At 71.9% G+C, this 16811-nt stretch carries 16 protein-coding genes; 8 read left to right on the top strand and 8 right to left on the bottom strand.

Features of this window, described 5'->3' with window-relative positions:
* Positions 1-357: a nuclear transport factor 2 family protein gene (locus AAD528_RS05120; protein ID WP_345750972.1), complete on the bottom strand. Its 357-nt coding sequence runs from the start codon at positions 355-357 to the stop codon at positions 1-3.
* A 56-nt stretch (positions 358-413) separates the two neighbouring features.
* On the opposite strand from AAD528_RS05120, the gene AAD528_RS05115 reads away from it, so the two are divergent.
* Positions 414-932, top strand: coding sequence for a GNAT family N-acetyltransferase (locus AAD528_RS05115; protein ID WP_345750971.1), 519 nt, complete (start codon positions 414-416; stop codon positions 930-932).
* 18 nt (positions 933-950) lie between these two features.
* Here AAD528_RS05115 and AAD528_RS05110 read toward each other — a convergent pair whose 3' ends face one another.
* Both AAD528_RS05110 and AAD528_RS05105 read right to left on the bottom strand, forming a co-directional pair.
* Positions 951-1817: a sialate O-acetylesterase gene (locus AAD528_RS05110; protein WP_345750970.1), complete on the bottom strand. Its 867-nt coding sequence runs from the start codon at positions 1815-1817 to the stop codon at positions 951-953.
* A gap of 99 nt (positions 1818-1916) precedes the next feature.
* Positions 1917-2465 (bottom strand): type 1 glutamine amidotransferase domain-containing protein, encoded by a 549-nt coding sequence (locus AAD528_RS05105; protein ID WP_345750969.1) that lies wholly within the window; start codon positions 2463-2465, stop codon positions 1917-1919.
* 155 nt (positions 2466-2620) lie between these two features.
* On the opposite strand from AAD528_RS05105, the gene AAD528_RS05100 reads away from it, so the two are divergent.
* Complete coding sequence (locus tag AAD528_RS05100; protein WP_345750968.1) at positions 2621-3619, top strand: magnesium and cobalt transport protein CorA; 999 nt, start codon at positions 2621-2623, stop codon at positions 3617-3619.
* 13 nt (positions 3620-3632) lie between these two features.
* On the opposite strand, the gene AAD528_RS05095 is transcribed toward AAD528_RS05100, so the two are convergent.
* On the bottom strand, positions 3633-4334 hold the full coding sequence (locus AAD528_RS05095; protein WP_345750967.1) for an SGNH/GDSL hydrolase family protein: 702 nt from the start codon (positions 4332-4334) through the stop codon (positions 3633-3635).
* 145 nt (positions 4335-4479) lie between these two features.
* Between AAD528_RS05095 and AAD528_RS05090 the strand changes: the two genes are divergently transcribed.
* The gene (locus tag AAD528_RS05090) at positions 4480-5088 is read left to right on the top strand and encodes a flavodoxin family protein (RefSeq protein ID WP_345750966.1); all 609 of its coding nucleotides are present in this window, start codon (positions 4480-4482) and stop codon (positions 5086-5088) included.
* A gap of 20 nt (positions 5089-5108) precedes the next feature.
* Here the strand turns inward: AAD528_RS05090 and AAD528_RS05085 are convergent, their stop codons facing one another.
* A complete protein-coding gene (locus AAD528_RS05085; protein WP_345750965.1) occupies positions 5109-6896 on the bottom strand; it encodes a thiamine pyrophosphate-requiring protein in 1788 nt (595 codons plus the stop codon).
* Positions 6897-7030: 134 nt separating this feature from the next.
* Here AAD528_RS05085 and AAD528_RS05080 point away from each other — a divergent pair, with 134 nt between their 5' ends.
* Positions 7031-7180 (top strand): hypothetical protein, encoded by a 150-nt coding sequence (locus tag AAD528_RS05080; protein WP_345750964.1) that lies wholly within the window; start codon positions 7031-7033, stop codon positions 7178-7180.
* 46 nt (positions 7181-7226) lie between these two features.
* On the opposite strand, the gene AAD528_RS05075 is transcribed toward AAD528_RS05080, so the two are convergent.
* Positions 7227-8741, bottom strand: a complete 1515-nt coding sequence (locus AAD528_RS05075) for a DHA2 family efflux MFS transporter permease subunit (protein WP_345750963.1) — start codon at positions 8739-8741, stop codon at positions 7227-7229.
* A gap of 325 nt (positions 8742-9066) precedes the next feature.
* On the opposite strand from AAD528_RS05075, the gene AAD528_RS05070 reads away from it, so the two are divergent.
* Positions 9067-11088 (top strand): ABC transporter ATP-binding protein, encoded by a 2022-nt coding sequence (locus AAD528_RS05070; protein ID WP_345750962.1) that lies wholly within the window; start codon positions 9067-9069, stop codon positions 11086-11088.
* Positions 11089-11398: 310 nt separating this feature from the next.
* Positions 11399-12157: a putative endonuclease domain-containing protein gene (locus AAD528_RS05065; RefSeq protein WP_345750961.1), complete on the top strand. Its 759-nt coding sequence runs from the start codon at positions 11399-11401 to the stop codon at positions 12155-12157.
* Between the two features lie 22 nt (positions 12158-12179).
* On the opposite strand, the gene AAD528_RS05060 is transcribed toward AAD528_RS05065, so the two are convergent.
* Together AAD528_RS05060 and AAD528_RS05055 are read right to left on the bottom strand one after the other, a co-directional pair.
* Positions 12180-13073 carry a glycosyltransferase family 2 protein gene (locus AAD528_RS05060; RefSeq protein ID WP_345750960.1) on the bottom strand — a complete coding sequence of 298 codons (894 nt, stop codon included), beginning with the start codon at positions 13071-13073 and terminating at the stop codon, positions 12180-12182.
* 35 nt (positions 13074-13108) lie between these two features.
* A complete protein-coding gene (locus tag AAD528_RS05055; protein ID WP_345751256.1) occupies positions 13109-13762 on the bottom strand; it encodes an NUDIX hydrolase in 654 nt (217 codons plus the stop codon).
* 192 nt (positions 13763-13954) lie between these two features.
* On the opposite strand from AAD528_RS05055, the gene AAD528_RS05050 reads away from it, so the two are divergent.
* Positions 13955-16279, top strand: coding sequence for an MFS transporter (locus AAD528_RS05050; RefSeq protein ID WP_345750959.1), 2325 nt, complete (start codon positions 13955-13957; stop codon positions 16277-16279).
* Complete coding sequence (locus AAD528_RS05045) at positions 16269-16733, top strand: MarR family winged helix-turn-helix transcriptional regulator (protein ID WP_345750958.1); 465 nt, start codon at positions 16269-16271, stop codon at positions 16731-16733. The genes AAD528_RS05050 and AAD528_RS05045 overlap by 11 nt, the downstream gene beginning before the upstream one ends.
* The last annotated feature ends 78 nt before the right edge of the window (positions 16734-16811 follow it).

The raw sequence follows: 16811 nt of genomic DNA, 5'->3' as shown, positions 1-16811 counted from the left end.
TCAGCCGGCGTCGCGCTTGCGGGGGAGCATCCACCACTCGACGAACTTCTGGGCGCGACCGTCCGGGGCGAACCAGACCTCCCAGATGTTCGAGTAGTGCTTGTCGTCGTAGCTGACGTGCCCCTTGATGATCGCGAGCCGGTCGTCCTCGATCAGCACCTCGAGCTCGTGCTGCGGGTCGTCGTCGCGGTCCGAGTCCCACATCTCGAGGATCGCGTCGATGCCACGCGTCGGCTGCGGGTCGTTCGGGCGGAACCAGTACTCGGCGTCGTCCGCGAAGATCGCGCGGACGTCCGCCTCGTCGTAGGAGCGCCACGCGCGGATGTAGCCGTCCAGCCAGTCCTGTGCTCGGGTCATGCCTCGTGTCTAGCGGCGCCGCGGAGCCGGTGCAATGCCCATGGCATCATCGGGGGGTGCCCGAGCTCGTCGCACCTCACGCCCGGTTCCACGCGTCCTTCGTCGCCTCGAACGCGGAGTGGGCGGGAGCGGTGCAGGACGGCGCGGGCATCCACGAGGGAGACGACGTGATCACGCCCGACGGCTTCGGGCGCTTCGTCGCCTCCCTCGTGGCAGCCGAGACGACCCCGCGCCGGGCGGGGCTCGTCACCGACACCTACCGCTGGATCGTCGAGGGAGACGAGTACCTCGGATCCATCTCGTTCCGGCACGAGCTCACCGACTACCTGCGGAACTTCGGCGGGCACATCGGCTACGGCATCCGCCCGTCGGCGAGACGCCGCGGCCTCGCCACGTGGGCGCTGGCCCGCACGCTCGATCTCGCGCGCGAGCGGGGATATCCCCGCGTGCTCGTCGTCTGCCACGATCACAACGCCGCCTCGGCCCGCACGATCGAGAAGAACGGCGGCGTCCTCGAGGACATCCGCCGCAACGGCGACGACGTGCTGCGCCGGTACTGGATCGACCTGGGCTGATGACAGGGCGCCGGCGCGTCAGGTCTCGGGCGATGCCAGCTCGGCCGCGTCGGCCAGCAGGGCGCCGACGAGCCGCGCGCCGGACGCGTCCAGGTGCAGGCCGTCGCCCGACGCGTTGTGGCCCGGCGGGATCGGCACGTAGGCGGAGCCGTCGACGTGCGCCGGCATGTCCGCGAGCGCGGCGTCGATCGCGGCGGCCCCGGGAAGGCGCGCGTGCGACTCGGGGATGAGGCTCGTGAAGAGCCAGCGCGCATCGCGCGCGCCCGGGATGCGCTCCTGCACGCGCGCGACCAGCGCCGTGAGCTCGGCCGTGTACTCGGCGCTGCTCATGCCGGCGATCGCGTCGGTCTCGCCCTGCTGCCACACGAGCGCGTGCAGCTCGCCGCCCGAAGCGGCGAGGGCGGCCTCCACCTCGGAGATCGCCTGCTCCGCCAGGTTCAGCGCGCCGCCCACGCCGTCGACGTCCCAGGCGGCGGGGAACGCGGTCCAGGAGCGGAAGCCCGCTCCCGCGACCGCGGCGGGGACGACGATCACATCGCGTCCGGTCTCCTCGGCGATCCGGTTCGCGAGGCCGAGGCTCGCGGGCAGACCGTCGAGGGCGGTCGCGGTGCTGCGCATGCCGCCGGGTGCCGCGGAGCTCGGGACGAGCTCGTGGTACGCGGCGGCCTCCGGATTCGTCCCCCACACCTTCACGTGCGGGTCCGGGGCGTCAGCGTCGGGGTCCCAGTCGGCGTTCGTCCCCACGGCGTTCGACTGCCCGAGGGACACGACGACGAGCGGACGCGAGGCGGCGGCGGATGCGGCACCGCACCCCGTGGCGGACAGCACGACACCCACGGCGAGCGTCGCCGCCAGCGCGGCGCGGGCGAAGCGCGATCCGTCCATCGCTCGATTATCCCCGGCGCGCGCTGAGCCGCGGCCCCGCCGTCGCTCGCCGACAGCGGGGCCGCGGCTCAGCGGCGGCCGGTTCCCGAAGGCGATCGCTCAGGCGTGCTGCTCGGCGTGCTTGCCCTCGGCGAGCTCCTCGACGGTCTTGGCATTGAAGGCGGGCAGGTCATCGGGGGTGCGGCTCGAGACGAGGCCCGCGTCCACCACGACCTCCTCGTCGACCCAGTCGGCGCCGGCGTTGCGCAGGTCCGTCTTCAGGCTGGGGTAGCTCGTGAGCTTGCGGTCGCGCACGACGTCGGCCTCGATCAGGATCCACGCGCCGTGGCAGATCACCGACACGGGCTTGTGCTCGGCGAAGAACGACCGCGCCAGCTCGACCGAGGCGCCGTCCATGCGCAGGTGGTCGGCGTTCACGACGCCGCCCGGCAGGACGAGGCCGTCGAAGTCGGCGCTCGCCGCGGCGGACGCCGCGAGGTCGACGGACTGCTTGTGGCCGTTCTTGCCCGTGACCTCGCCGTCGGCGGGCGAGACCAGCACGGCCTCGGCGCCGGCCGCGGTCACGGCCTCCCAGGGGCTCGTGAGCTCGCTGTCCTCGAATCCGTCGGTCAGCAGGAATGCGACGCGCTTGCCGGTGAGTTCGGACATCGATATCTCCTTCGTTGCTTCTACGGGGTCGGCTTCCACGGTACGAACCGGAGCATCCGCCGTCACCCCGCTTGCGCTCTCCGGCGCGGCTCGCTATCGCGGCGAGAGGCGCGCGCCTGCCCGGCGCGGCGACCGACCGCGACCACAATGAAGCCGTGCCCATCATCGACAACGCCGTGTACGTCGGCGGCCGCCGGATCGAGAACCCCGCGAGCCTCGAGGAGACCTTCGAGTACATGCGGGCCAAGGGCGGCATGGCCTGGATCGGGCTGTTCCGGCCGACGCGGGAGGAGATCGACAAGGTCTCCGCGGAGTTCTCGCTGCACACCCTGGCCGTCGAGGACGCCCTCCAGGGCCACCAGCGCGCCAAGCTCGAGCGCTACGGAGACACGCTGTTCGCCGTGCTGCTGCCGGCGCGCTACCTCGAGCGGGAGGAGACGGTCGAGTTCGGCGAGCTGCACGTCTTCGTCGGCCCGGACTTCGTCGTGACGATCCGCCACGCGGAGTCCCCGGATCTGGCCCGCGTGCGCCGCCGGATGGAGGGCCAGCAGGAGCTGCTCGGCTATGGGCCGGAGGCGGTGCTGTACGCCGTGCTCGACGAGGTGGTCGACGAGTACGAGCCCGTGGTCGCGGGCCTGCAGAACGACATCGACGAGATCGAGGACGCGCTGTTCGGCTCGGAGGGCGCGGAGCTCTCGCAGCGCATCTATCTGCTCTCGCGCGAGGTCATCGGCTTCCAGCGCGCGGTCGATCCGCTCAGCTCCATGCTCGAGGGGCTGCTGCGCGGCGCCGACCGGTACGGCGTCCACATCGAGCTGCAGCGCTCGCTGCGCGACGTGCTGGACCACACGATCCGGATCTCCGACAAGCTCGGCGCCTTCCGCGTGATCCTCGACAACGCGCTGACCGTGAACTCGACGCTCGTGACGCAGCGTCAGACCGAGACGGCGCTCGCGCAGAACGAGCAGGTCAAGACGATCTCCGGATGGGCCGCCGTCCTGTTCGGGCCCAGCCTCGTCGCCGGCGTCTACGGCATGAACTTCCACCACATGCCCGAGCTGTCGTGGGCGTGGGGCTACCCGATGGCGATCGGCCTCATGGCCCTGACCGCCGTCGGCCTGTACGGCATCTTCAAGTGGCGCCGCTGGATGTGACGGCGCAGCCCGATCAGAGGATCTCGGCCCCGGCCAGGGCGTCGAGCACCTTCTGCGCGTAGATCCGGTGCCCCTCGGCCGTCGGGTGCACCCGGTCGCGGCCGAACGGCAGCTCCCAGTCCAGGGTCGAGACGTAGGTCAGCCCGCGCGCCGCGGCCTCGCGCTGGAGCACGGTGTCCACCTCGCGCTCGCCCTCCCGGCCGGGGGCGTCGATCGGCCCGACGACGACCACGTGATCCACGCCCTCGGCCGCCTTGAGCACCTCGCGGGCGGCCCGCGCGACGTTCTCGGGCTCGGCGTACACGTCGTTCAGCCCGCCCTGGACGATCAGGATGTCGTCGGCCGCCTCGACCGCGCGCGCGATCCGGTCGGGAAAGGCGTTCGGTCCGCACGCGCCCCGGTTCACGAAGCCCGTGAACGGGATCGCGTCGAGCCTGACCGTCAGCTCGGGGTCGAGCTGGACGAGCCAGTCGGTCCACCGCTGGCCGCGGTCGGTCAGCGCGTCGCCGGCCGAGTACGAGTCGCCCAGCACCGTGAGCTCGCGCGGCCCGTGGCCGAGCGTCTCGATCTCGCCGTAGCGCTCCTGGTACGCGCGGATGTCGTCGCACCCGGGCGGCTCCGCCGTCGCACGCGTGATCGACACGACGGCGACCGCGGCGCCGGCGGCGAGCACGGCGGCCGCGGCGGCGGCGATCACGATCCGGCGGGTGCGCATCCACCCATCCTGTCGCGACGAACCTGCCGGGACCCTGAGCCGCCCGCGGCGCGCCGCGAGCGCGGCGTGTCAAGCCCCGGGCGCGGGAGGGGCGCGACGCATTGAATGAGGCATCGGCACTCGCCCGCGAAGAAGGAGGAGCCGCATGCGCGCTCTCGCGTTCAACTGCACGCTCACGCCGTCGCCCGAGCCGTCCAGCACCGCGCTGCTGAACAGCCAGGTGCTGGAGGCGCTCGCATCTCACGGGGTGACGGGCGAGCAGGTGCGGGTCGTGGATCACGACGTCCGGCCCGGCGTGCTCGACGACATGGGGAACGGCGACGAGTGGCCGGCCCTGCGCCGGAAGGTGCTCGACGCCGGCATCCTCGTGTTCGGCACGCCCACGTGGATGGGCCACATGTCGAGCGTCGCGCAGCGCGTGCTGGAGCGCCTCGACAACGAGCTGTCCGTGACGGATGACGCGGGCCGGCCGATCCTGGCGGGCAAGGTCGCCGTGACGGTCGTCGTCGGCAACGAGGACGGCGCGCACGGCATCACGGCCGACCTCTACCAGGCGCTCGTCGACGTGGGCTTCACGATCCCGTCGCAGGGCGGCGTGTACTGGAACGGCGAGGCGATGCAGACGACCGACTACAAGGACCTGACCCAGACGCCCGAGAAGGTCGCGAGCACGACGGCCACGCTCGCGCGCCACGCGGTGCACCTCGCGCGGCTGCTGCAGGATGCGCCGTATCCGCCGCCGCCGGCCTCCTGATCGCGGGCGCAGCGTCCCGCTCAGGTGGCGGGCATGTCGAGGTACGCGTCGATCAGCCGCAGCGCGCGCTCGGCCTGCTCGCCGCCCTCCGCGGCCTCGGCACGGAGTGCCGTGCGCATGGTCTCGGCCGCGTCGGGCGTCGACGACGCCGGCGGCAGCAGCGGCACCGCCGGGTCGGTGCGCAGGTGCAGCACGTACGGGCGGTCGCTCGCGAACGCACGGCCCCACGCGGCGTCCAGCTCCTCCGGCGACGCCACGGTCTCTCCGTCGAGGCCCAGCAGGCGCGCGTAGTCCGCATACGGGAAGCCCGGCAGATCCTGCGTGGCGGGAAAGCGCGGCGCGCCCTCCATCTCGCGCTGCTCCCAGCTCACCTCGGCGAGGTCGCCGTTGTCGAAGACCGCGACGACGAACCGCGGATCGGCCCACGAGCGCCAGCGGTCCGCCACCGTGATGAGCTCGGCGACGCCGGTCATCTGCGTGCCGCCGTCGCCCGCGAGCACCACGACCGGGCGCGCGGGCGCGCCGAGCTTCGCCGCGAGGCCGTACGGCACGCCGCAGCCCATGGTCGCGAGGGTGCCCGACACGTGCGCGGGCACGCCGCGCGGCAGGCGCAGCTGGCGGGCGTACCAGTACACGACGCTGCCCACGTCGATCGCGACGCGGGCGTCGGCCGGCAGGTGGGCGTTCAGTGCCCGTACGGCGGCCTCGGGGTTCAGCGGCTCGGCCGGCACGGCCGCGCGTCGCTCGGCGGTCTCCCTCCAGCGCCCGACCGCGTCGAGCACGGTGGCCCACCACTCGTCCTCGGGCCGATCCTCCACGCGCTCCACGAGGCCGCGCACCGCGGCTCCGGCATCGCCGACGATCCCGACGTCCACCGGCAGGCGATTGCCGATCATCCGCGGATCCAGGTCGATCTGGACGACCTCCGCCTGGCCCGGCGCGGGGTAGTACTCGGTCCACGGGTCGTTCGAGCCGACGATGAGCAGCAGGTCGCAGGCGGTGAGCAGCTCGGCGCTCGCCGTGGTGCCGAGGTGTCCCATGGTGCCGGCCGCGTGGGGCAGCGACTCGTCGACGTACGGCTTGCCGAGCAGGCTCGTGACGACACCCGCGCGGACCCGCCGCGCCAGCTCCGCGAGCTCGTCGCCGCAGGCGGCGGCGCCGCGCCCGGCGAGGATCATCGGCTTCCGGGCGCGCGCGAGCAGCTCCGCGGCCTCGTCGAGGCGATCCGGTGACGGCATGACGATCGGCGGCTCGAACACGGCGCCCGTGCGGACGACGCCGTGCGACTGGTCGACGTCGGAGGCCTCCGCGCTCTGCACGTCGTGCGGCAGGATCACCACGGCGGGCGCGTGCGAGGTGAGCGCGTTGCGGAATGCGCGGTCGATCGCGAGCGGCACCTGCTCGGGCGCGACGACCTGCGTGATGTACGCCGATGCGACGTCGGCGAACAGGGTGTGCAGGTCGACCTCCTGCATGTATCCCGAGCCGAGCGTGCTGCGGTGCTGCTGGCCGATCAGCGCGACGACCGGCACGTGGTCGAGCTTGGCGTCGTACAGCGCGTTGAGCAGATGGATCGCGCCCGGGCCCTGCGTCGAGATCACGACCCCGGCGCCGCCGTCGTACTTCGCCTGGCCCACGGCCATGAAGGCCGCGTTCTCCTCGTGGCGAGCCTGGACGAACTCGATCCCGGCGTCCGAGCGGCGGAGCGCATCGAGCACCCCGTTGATCCCGTCCCCGCTGTACCCGAACACGCGGCCCACGCCCCAGTCGGCGAGGCGCTGGACGATCTGATCGACGACGGTGGGCATGGGGCGTCCTCTCTCCGGATGCGGCGGCATCCGCGACGCTACGGGCGACGATGCCGGCGGGCACGTCCCTTGACAGCCCGGCCGGGGCGCGCGTACGGCCCTCATGCGGCCGACCCAGGCGTACGATGGCCCGCGTGACTTCGCACGCACCGCAGCAGGACGCGCACCCCGCCGACACCGCGGCCGACGCTCAGGCCGCGCCGGCGCCGCTGCCGCTCGTCGCGCTCGGCGAGCCGGACGCGGCGATCTGCGTCGACGGCGTCTGCCGCCTCCCCGGAACCTGATCCCGCCCGGCGTCACTCGTCCGTGACCGGCTGCCCGGCCGCGGGATCAGTGACCGCCGTGGAATCCCTCGGGCTGGTCCTCGGGCTTGCGGACGAAGAACGCGGCGACGACCGCGATCACCGCGACGATCGCGGAGAACAGGAACGCGGCGCGCGCGCCCACGGCCCCCGCGGCGAGCTCCGCGACGCCCGCGGCCTCCTGCGACGCGGACACCGACGCCATGGTCGTGATCAGCACCGCGACACCGGCGGCGCCCGCGACCTGCTGCAGCGTGTTCAGCACGGCCGAGCCGTGCGAGTACAGGCGCGGCTGCAGCGAGCCCAGCGACGCCGAGAACAGCGGCGTGAACGACATCGCCATGCCGATCGACATCGCGATCTGGGCGATCACGAGCGCCCACACCGACGTCGACTCCGTCAGCGCCGTCGCGTAGAAGATCATCACGGCGGCCACGAGGGCGGTGCCCGGGATCAGCAGGATGCGCGCGCCGCGCGCGTCGTAGATCCGGCCGATGACCGGTCCGAGCAGACCCATCATGACCGCGCCGGGCAGGACGACCAGGCCCGACTCGGTCGCGGTGAGCTGCGCGACATCCTGCATGTAGAGCGGCAGCGCCGTGAACGTCCCGAACATCGCGAGCGACAGGATGCCCATCACGACGATCGCGAACGTGAAGTTGCGCGAGGTGAACACGCGCAGGTCCAGCAGCGCGTCGTCGACCTTCTGCAGCGACAGCTGACGCCAGATGAACAGGCCGAGCACGACGACCGAGCCGACGATGATGCCGATCGCCATGCCGGCCGGCATCGCGGCGGTCGCGTCGGCACCGTGCGATCCACCGGCCTGGCTCAGGCCGAACACGAGACCGCCGAAGGCGAGCGCCGACAGCACGACCGAGAGGATGTCGAGCGGCGCGCGGCGGGTCTCGCCGAGGTTCGTCATGAGCTTCGCGCCCACCGCGAGCGCGACGATCGCGATCGGCAGCACGACGCCGAAGATCCAGCGCCAGTTCGCGATGTCGAGCAGCACGCCGGCGAGGGTCGGGCCGATGGCGGGGGCCAGCGAGATGACGATGCCGACGCGGCCCATGATGCGCCCGCGGGCGTGCGCGGGAACGACGGTCATGACCGTGGTCATCAGCAGCGGCATGACGATGGCGGTTCCGGCGGCCTGCACGATGCGGCCGCCCAGGAGCACCTCGAAGCCGGGCGCCACGAGGCACAGCAGAGTGCCCGCCGTGAACAGCGACATCGCGAGGATGAAGGCCTGGCGCGTGGTGAGGCGCTGCAGCAGGAAGCCCGTGGTCGGGATGACCACGGCCATCGTCAGCATGAACGCGCTCGTCAGCCACTGGCCGAGCTCGGGCGGCACGCCCAGGTCGACGTTCAGATGCGGGATCGCGATGCTCATCGTCGTCTCGTTGAGGATCGCGACGAACGCGGCGATCAGCAGCAGCCAGACGACGCGCATGCCCCTGGGGTCGATCTCGGGCTTGTCGAGCTCGGGCGCGGCGGTCGTCGGCTGGGAGCCCGTGCGGGGGCTGGAGTCGGTGGCTGTCATCGGTCTCCTCGAGACGGGAAGGGCGAAGCACCCGGGAGCGTCATCGGCCGGAGCTGCTGCAGAGAGGCGGGTCGGCCGGCAGAGGGCAGGAGTCTGCGCGCCGACATCTCAGCCTAACCGCGCCATCCGACACGGCATTCCCGATCCGGCGCACATTCATCCCGGATTCATCCGCGCCGCGGACGGGCGGCGCGCGTGCGGGCCGTCATTAGGCTGGCGGCATGCGGTGCACCGAGCGACGAAGTGAGTCGGCGTGCGGTGTGCTGAGCGGACGGAGTGAGGCGTCGTGCGGTGTGCTGAACGGACGGAGTGAGTCGAAGTGAGCATGGGGATGCGGGGCGGCGGCGCCCGCGGCGGCGGCCGGGCGGTCGACGAGGACGCCCTGCGCCGGCAGAACGCCGAGGCCCCTCGGATCCCGGACCTGCGTCGGCGCGTCGTCGCGCTGTTCCGTCCGTACCTGAGGCGGATCGTCGTCACCGGGCTGCTGGTCGTCGTGGCGGCCGCGCTCGGCGCGATCCCGCCTCTGGTGATCCAGCGCATCTTCGACGACGCGCTGTTCCCCACCGACCGGAGCACGGGCGTCGTCGGCGCCGTGCAGCTGGACCTGCTGGTGCGGCTCGTGCTGCTGATCGTCGGGCTGTACATCGTCAGCGCCCTGGTGGGCGTCGCGCAGACGTGGTTCACGTCGAACGTCGGCAACCGGGTCACGGGCGACCTGCGGGTGCGGATGTTCGAGCACCTGCAGGCGATGGAGCTCGGCTTCTTCACGCGCACGAAGACCGGCGTGATCCAGTCCCGCCTGCAGAACGACGTGGGCGGGGTCTCGGGCGTCCTGACGAACACGGTCGCGAGCATCCTGGGCAACACCGTGACCGTGGTCGCCTCGCTCGTGGCGATGATCCTGATCGACTGGCGGCTCACGCTGATCGCGGTCGTGCTGATGCCGATCCTCGTGCTCGTGCAGCGGAAGGTCGGGCAGGTGCGCGCGAAGATCGCGGCCGAGACGCAGCAGTCCCTGTCGGAGCTGACCGCCATCACGCAGGAGACGCTGAGCGTGTCGGGCATCCTGCTGTCGAAGTCGTTCAACCGGCAGCGCACGGAGTCGGCGCGCTATGCGGACGAGAACGCGAACCAGATCCGGCTGCAGGTGCGCCAGGCGATGAGCGGCCAGGGCTTCTTCGCGGTCGTGATGGTGCTGATGGCGAGCGTCCCCGCGGTCATCTACCTGTTCGCGGGCATCCTGCTGGTGAACGACCCGGGCATCATCACGGCCGGCACCGTCGTGGCCTTCACCACGGTGCAGGCGCGGCTGCTGCAGCCGCTCATCGGGCTGATGCGCGTCGCGCTCGACGTGCAGACGTCCGCCGCGCTGTTCGCCCGCATCTTCGAGTACCTCGACCTGAAGCCCGCGATCCAGGACGCGCCGGATGCGGTGTCGGTGGCGGATGCGCCCGGTCCGGTCGGGCGCATCGAGTTCCGCGACGTGTCGTTCAAGTACCCGGACGCGTCCGCCGGGACCCGGCCGACGCTGCAGGGCGTGTCCTTCGTCGCCGAGCCCGGCCAGCAGATCGCGTTCGTCGGCCCCTCGGGCGCGGGCAAGACGACCGTGCTGTACCTGACGCCCCGGCTGTACGAGGCCTCGGCGGGCGAGGTGCTGTTCGCGGGGGAGGACGTGCGTCGCCTGACGCACGAGTCGATCATCGACCACGTCGGGATCGTGTCGCAGGAGACGTACCTGTTCCACGCGACGATCCGCGAGAACCTCCGCTACGCCAAGCCCGAGGCGAGCGACGCCGAGATCGAGGACGCCTGCCGCAAGGCCAACATCCACCACATCATCGCGGGCTTCGAGGACGGCTACGACACGGTCGTGGGCGAGCGCGGCTACCGGCTCTCGGGCGGGGAGAAGCAGCGGGTCGCCATCGCGCGCGTGCTGCTGAAGGACCCGCCCGTCCTGCTGCTGGACGAGGCGACCAGCGCGCTCGACACGGTGTCGGAGCGGATCGTGCAGGAGGCGCTCGAGACCGCCGCCGCGGGCCGCACGACGCTGTCGATCGCGCACCGCCTGTCGACCGTGATCGACGCCGACGTGATCCACGTGATCGACGCGGGCCGGATCGTCGAGTCAGGCACGCACTCCGAGCTGCTGGCCCTCGGCGGGCTGTACGCGGAGCTGGCAGAGGAGCAGCTGGCGGCCTCGCGGGTGCTGGAGGCCGAGGTGCCCGCGGACGAGGACCCCGAGCTGCGCACGCGCCGCGCCGACCGCCCGCCGGTCGACGACCGCCCCCTGCCGGTGGCCCCGGCCGTGCTGGTCGAGGGGCCCGTGCCGGGGGTGCCGGAGGCCTGAGGTCTCGGGTCGCTTGCCCCTAAGTGACGTCGATCGGGCCTCAGCGGCGTCAGTGAGAGGCAAGTCCGTGCTGGGTGGCTCGTCCACAGGGTCAGGACTTGGTGCGGGCGACGTGAGGGCTGGGGATGACGCGCTGGACGGGGACGCGCGGCGGGATGCTCGGCAGATGCCGCACCTTCCTCTTCCTGAGCACCTCCGCCGCCGGGCCTTCCGTGTGGCGGACTCGGGGCTCTCCGCGAGGCGCCGCCGGGGCGCAGATCTCCGGCGTCCGGCCTATGGCACCCGCCTTCCGTCGGAGGCGACCGATCTCGTGTCCGAGCTCCGCGCTCGCGCGCTGATGCTTCCCTCCGGCACCGTGTACAGCCACGGCACGGCGGGTCTGCTGATGAAGATCCCGTTGCCCCGCCGACTCAAGGAGGGGGCGGACATCCACCTCACGAGCCCCGTCGGCACCCGCGCCCGGCGCGGACGCGGTGTCATCGGCCACCAGCGCGGGCTGGCGGCCGAGGACGTCATGACGTGGTCGGGAGTGCGCTGCACCTCGCGAGGACGGACGTTCTGCGATCTGGCGGATCTGCTGACCGTGTCCGAGCTGATCGGCGTCGGCGATCACATGCTGCGGCGCTGGGGAGCGGACCGGATGCGTCGGGAGATCGAGGCGGCGATCGAGCGGTATCCCCGGCGGCAGCGTCGTGCCCTGCTGCGCGCCGCGCTGGCACGGCTCGATCCCCGGGCCGAGTCGCCCAAGGAGTCCGAGCTGCGCGTCCTCCTGCACGACCACGGCGTTGACGGGCTGGAAGCGAACGGCGTGATCCGCGACGACGAGGGGACGTTCGTGGCGCGCGGGGACCTCATCCTGCGCGCCCTGAAGATCGACATCGAGTACGAGGGCGATCACCACCGCGACAAGGACCAGTGGCGGAAGGACCTGCAGCGCCGGCGGCGCCTCGAGGCGCTCGGCTGGGTCTACATCACCGTCACCCAGGCGGATCTCGACGATCCCACTCGGCTGCTGGCGGACCTGTGCGCCGCGATCCTGCGCCAGCGGGCGGCACTTGCCGCGAACTGACGCCTATCCGGGCGAGAAGCCGTCAGTTCGAGGCAAGTCGACGCTCGGCGAGCTCGGCGGCGAGCTCCTCGACCGCGGCGCGGGACTCGGGGGGCAGGTCGAGGGCGCGCAGGCGCGGGAGGTCCATCTCGAGGATCTGGCGGATGCGGGCGCGCAGGGCGACGTCGGGGGCGTCGCGACGCAGGATGGCGAGACCGTCGCGCAGCGCGTCGAGGCAGGCGGCCAGGACGAGCGGATCGGCCTCGTGCTGCGTGATCGAGGTGCCGTCGGCGCGGACGCGCCAGTGCACGACCGGCTCGGCGACGGTGTCGATCGCGCGCGCCCGGGTGTACAGCGTCTGCGTGACGGCCTGGTCCTCGTACAAGCCCTGCGGGAAGCGCAGGTCGCGCCACAGCGACGCGCGGCTGACCTTCGACCACGCGACGATGTTGCCCGTCACCTCGGGGTGCTCCGCCAGGGTGACTCCCGCGCGGGCGGGTGCGGTCGAGGCGACGACCCAGGGCTGCACCGGCGACGACGCGTAGCCGTCGCCGGCGGGCCGGAGCCGCGTGTACTGGCCCACCGCGACGTCGCTCCCGGTCCGCTCGAGCGAGCCGACCAGCAGCTCGAGCGCGCGCGGCAGCATCACGTCGTCGGCGTCGAGGAATCCGACGTAGGGCGTGTCGACGAGCTCGAGCCCGGTGTTGCGCGCCGCCCCGAGACCGCGCTGCGCCGGATGCGTCACGTGCGTGAATCGCCGATCGGTGCGTGCGAAGTCCGCGAAGACGTCGCTCGTGCCGTCCGCGGATCCGTCGTCGATCAGGATCGCGCGCCACCGTTCGAGCGTCTGGGCCCGCACGGACGTCAGCGCCTCCGCGGCGTACTCCGCGACGTTCCATCCCGGCACGATGACGGACACGAGCGCAGAGGCGGGCACCTGGCGATCCTATGACCGGATCGGGAGGGCCGGCCTCAGCCCGTCGGCTGCTCCGGCCCGACTCCCTCGGCCTCCGCGTTGTAGCGGAACAGGCGGGCGGGACGGTGCTTCCCGGTGCGGAACGACTCGGTCGGCACGAGCGCCTCCGAGCCCTCCAGCAGGCGGCGGAAGTTCGAGGGATCCAGTCGGCGCCCGAGCACCGTCTCGTACACCTCGCGCAGCTCCGTCAGCGTGAACTCGTCGGGCAGCAGGCCCGCCGCGATCCGGCTGTAGCCGACCTTGTTGCGCAGGCGCCACAGCGCGTACTCCGCGATGCGGTTGTGGTCGAACGCGAGTGGCGGCAGCGCGTCGACGTCGAACCACTCGACGTTCTCGGGGGCGCCGGCGACCGCGCGCTGCGCGTCGACGAGGTCGGAGCGCAGCAGCGCCCAGTAGACGACCGAGACGACGCGCGTGGGGGAGCGGTCGACGTCGCCGAACGTGTACAGCTGCTCGAGGAAGCTGGGCGTGAGCGCGGTGGTCTCGGCGAGCGTGCGGGACGCCGCGCCGTGCAGCCCCTCCGCCGTGCCGAGCCAGCCGCCCGGCAGCGCCCAGATGCCCTCGTGCGGCTCGCGCGTGCGCTTCACGAGCGGGATCATCAGCCGGTCGGACTCGGGATCCTGCCGCAGCGAGAAGATCACGGTCGACACCGCCACGCGGATCTCGTCCTGCGGCCGGCCGGTGATGTCGCTCACGCCCTCGAGACTACTTCGCGCGTCATCCGCGCCCGGGCGCCGCGAGGGGTTCGCCGTCCCCAACAATTTGACCTGAGTCAACGATTGTGAGATCGTTGACGCATGTCAACTGATGCCGGGGCTCTCGATACCCAGTCCAATCCAGTCATGCGCCCTGCGCAGGTCATCCAGGCGATCTCCGGCCTGATGGCCGCGATGTTCGTCGTCCTCATCTCCTCGACGGTCGTCGCCACGCCGATGCCGAAGATCATGGCCGACCTGGGCGGCACGAACACCGAGTACACGTGGGTGCTCGTCGCGGCGTTCCTCACCATGACGGTGACGACGCCCATCTGGGGCAAGCTCTCCGACATCTTCAACCGCAAGGTGCTGCTGCAGATCGCCCTGGCGATCTTCGTGATCGCCACGGTCGCCGCCGGCTTCGCGGGCAACTTCGACGAGGGCGGCGCGTCCTGGCTGATCGGCTGGCGCTTCGTGCAGGCGGTGGGAACCGGTGGCCTCATGGCCCTCGGCCAGGTGGTCATCGCCGACATCATCGCCCCGCGCGAGCGCGGCAAGTACATGGGCATCATGGGCGCCGTGATGGCGGTCGGCCAGATCGCCGGCCCGCTGCTCGGCGGCGTGATCGCCGACTCCTGGGGCTGGGAGTGGTGCTTCTTCGTCGGCGTCCCGATCGCCGTGGTCGCGTTCATCCTGATGCAGGCGACGCTGCGCGTCTCCGACCACCGTCGTCCCGTCCGCGTCGACTTCCTCGGCATCGGCTTCGTGATGGTGAGCATCGGCCTGATCCTGATGTGGATCTTCTTCGGCGGCCGGCCCGAGGAGGGCGGCTTCGCCTGGGACTCCTGGACCAGCTACATGGTCGTGGGCCTCGGCGTGTTCTTCTCCCTCGCCGCGATCGTGACCGAGTTCCGCTCCAAGGCGTCGCCCGAGCCGGCGCCCGGGCAGGGTCGCGAGGTCAAGCTCGACCTCGTCGGCGCGGCTTTCGTCGTCGCGGGCATCAGCCTGATCCTGATCTGGATCAGCCTGGCCGGGAAGTCGGAGGATGCCGGCGGTTTCGCGTGGGATTCGATCGACAGCTACGTCATGGGCGGCGCCGGCGCGCTCTTCACGATCTTCGCGATCGTCACCGAGTTCGTCGTGAAGGAGCCGATCATCCCGCTGCGCCTGTTCGCGCAGCGCACGTTCGCCCTCGCCTCGATCGCCTCGGTCTCGGTCGGTGTCACGATGTTCGGCACCTCGGTGTTCCTCGCCCAGTACCTGCAGTACGCGCGCGGCTTCACGCCGACGGACGCGGGCCTCGCGACCATTCCCATGGTGATCGGATCCATGGCCGGCGCGGTCGTCGTCGGCCAGCTGATCTCCCGCACGGGCAAGTGGAAGGTCTTCGTGATCATCGGCGCGGTCGTCCTGACTGCGGGCCTCGCCGGCATGTCGACCATCCACTACGACACGAACATCTGGGACGTCTGGGCCTACATGTTCCTGCTGGGTCTCGGATCCGGCGTCCTGATGCAGAACCTCGTGCTCGTCACGCAGAACTCGCTCCCGGCCACGCAGCTCGGCGCGGGCAGCGGCGCGGTGACGTTCTTCCGCAGCCTCGGCGGCACGGTCGGCGTGACGGTGCTCGGATCCATCCTGGGAACCCAGGTCGGCGACAAGATCAAGACCGGGCTCGAGCAGCTCGTCGCGAAGATGGACCCGACCCTGGGTGTCCCGCAGCTGCTGGCGGACAACCCCGAGTGCGCCGACAGCCTGCAGCAGATGCAGTCGGGCAACCTGCCCGACATCGCGGCCCTGTGCGAGCCCGTCCGCACCGTCGTGGAGAGCGGCTACGGCGACTCGATCGCGAACCTGTTCTTCCTGGTCGTGCCGCTCGCGGTGGTCACGCTGATCTGCGTCATCTTCCTGCCGAACAAGCCGCTGTCGCGCAAGACCGCCGCGCAGCAGATCGAGGAGGAGCTGGGCGCCGAGCTGTCGGCGCTCGAGCCGGCCGAGAAGGGCGGCGCGGGCTTCCGCGAGCTGGTCGAGACCGGTGCGATCGTGCTGCCCCCCGAGGAGCAGACCGGTGCCCGCCGGACGCGCCGCGCGGACCACCGCTACGCGCAGGAGCCGGCCCACTCGGCCGTCGCGGTCGCCGAGCGCGTGGACGCGGGGGATCGTCCCGCCGATGCGCTCGCCGACACCGCGGCCTCCGCGCGGCTCGCCGTGGCGGACACCCAGGCGGCGCTGGAGCGTGCGCGTGCCGCGTTCGCCGACGTCGAGGGACAGGTCACCGCGGCGGCGTCCCAGCTCGCCGAGTACGACCGGCGCACGCAGGATGCGGTCCGTCGCCAGGCCGAGCACGCCCGCGACGTGCTCGACGCCGCACAGCGCCGGCACGACGACACGATGGATGCGCTGACCGGCCTGCCGGGAGCGTCCGCGGAGCCCGAGGGCGACGAGCCCACGGCGCCGGAGAATGAGCGCTGAGGCGTCGATCGACGAGCTCGAGGTGGCGTTCGCGTCGCTCGGGCCGTTGATCAAGGCGTGGCGCAACTCGGTCGCGTCCTCCTTCCATCCCGACCTGCGGCCGGGGGCCTGGCTCGTGCTTCGCACGGTCCTGCCCTCGGCGCAGGGGAAAGCCGCCGCTCCGGTTCCGGTGTCGGAGATCATCGCCGAGACGCAGCTGGACAAGTCCGTCGTCTCGCGGCAGCTGCGCGACCTGAAGGAGCACGGCTTCGTCACGCTGCGACGCTCGGACTCGGATGCGCGGGTCTTCCTCGTGGAGCCGACGGCCGAGGCGCTCGAGCGCCAGGCGGCCATGAAGCGGGCGGCGCGGGCGGGTTATCGGCGCGTGTTCCGAGAGTGGGACGACGCCGACATCGCCACCCTCACGCGCCTGCTCGGCAGGCTCTCGCAGTCGGCGCACCACCTGCAGGACTGAGTCATCCGGACGGCCCCTCGCATCGTGCGAGGGGCCGTCCGCGTCTCCGCGGCGCGCCGTGCCCCGTGGCGCGAGGGC

It is taken from the genome of Microbacterium rhizophilum, from assembly GCF_039605615.1.
Taxonomy (GTDB): Bacteria; Actinomycetota; Actinomycetes; order Actinomycetales; family Microbacteriaceae; genus Microbacterium; species Microbacterium rhizophilus.
Note: the sequence above shows the minus strand (reverse complement) of the source record. Positions and strands in the feature narration are given on the sequence as shown.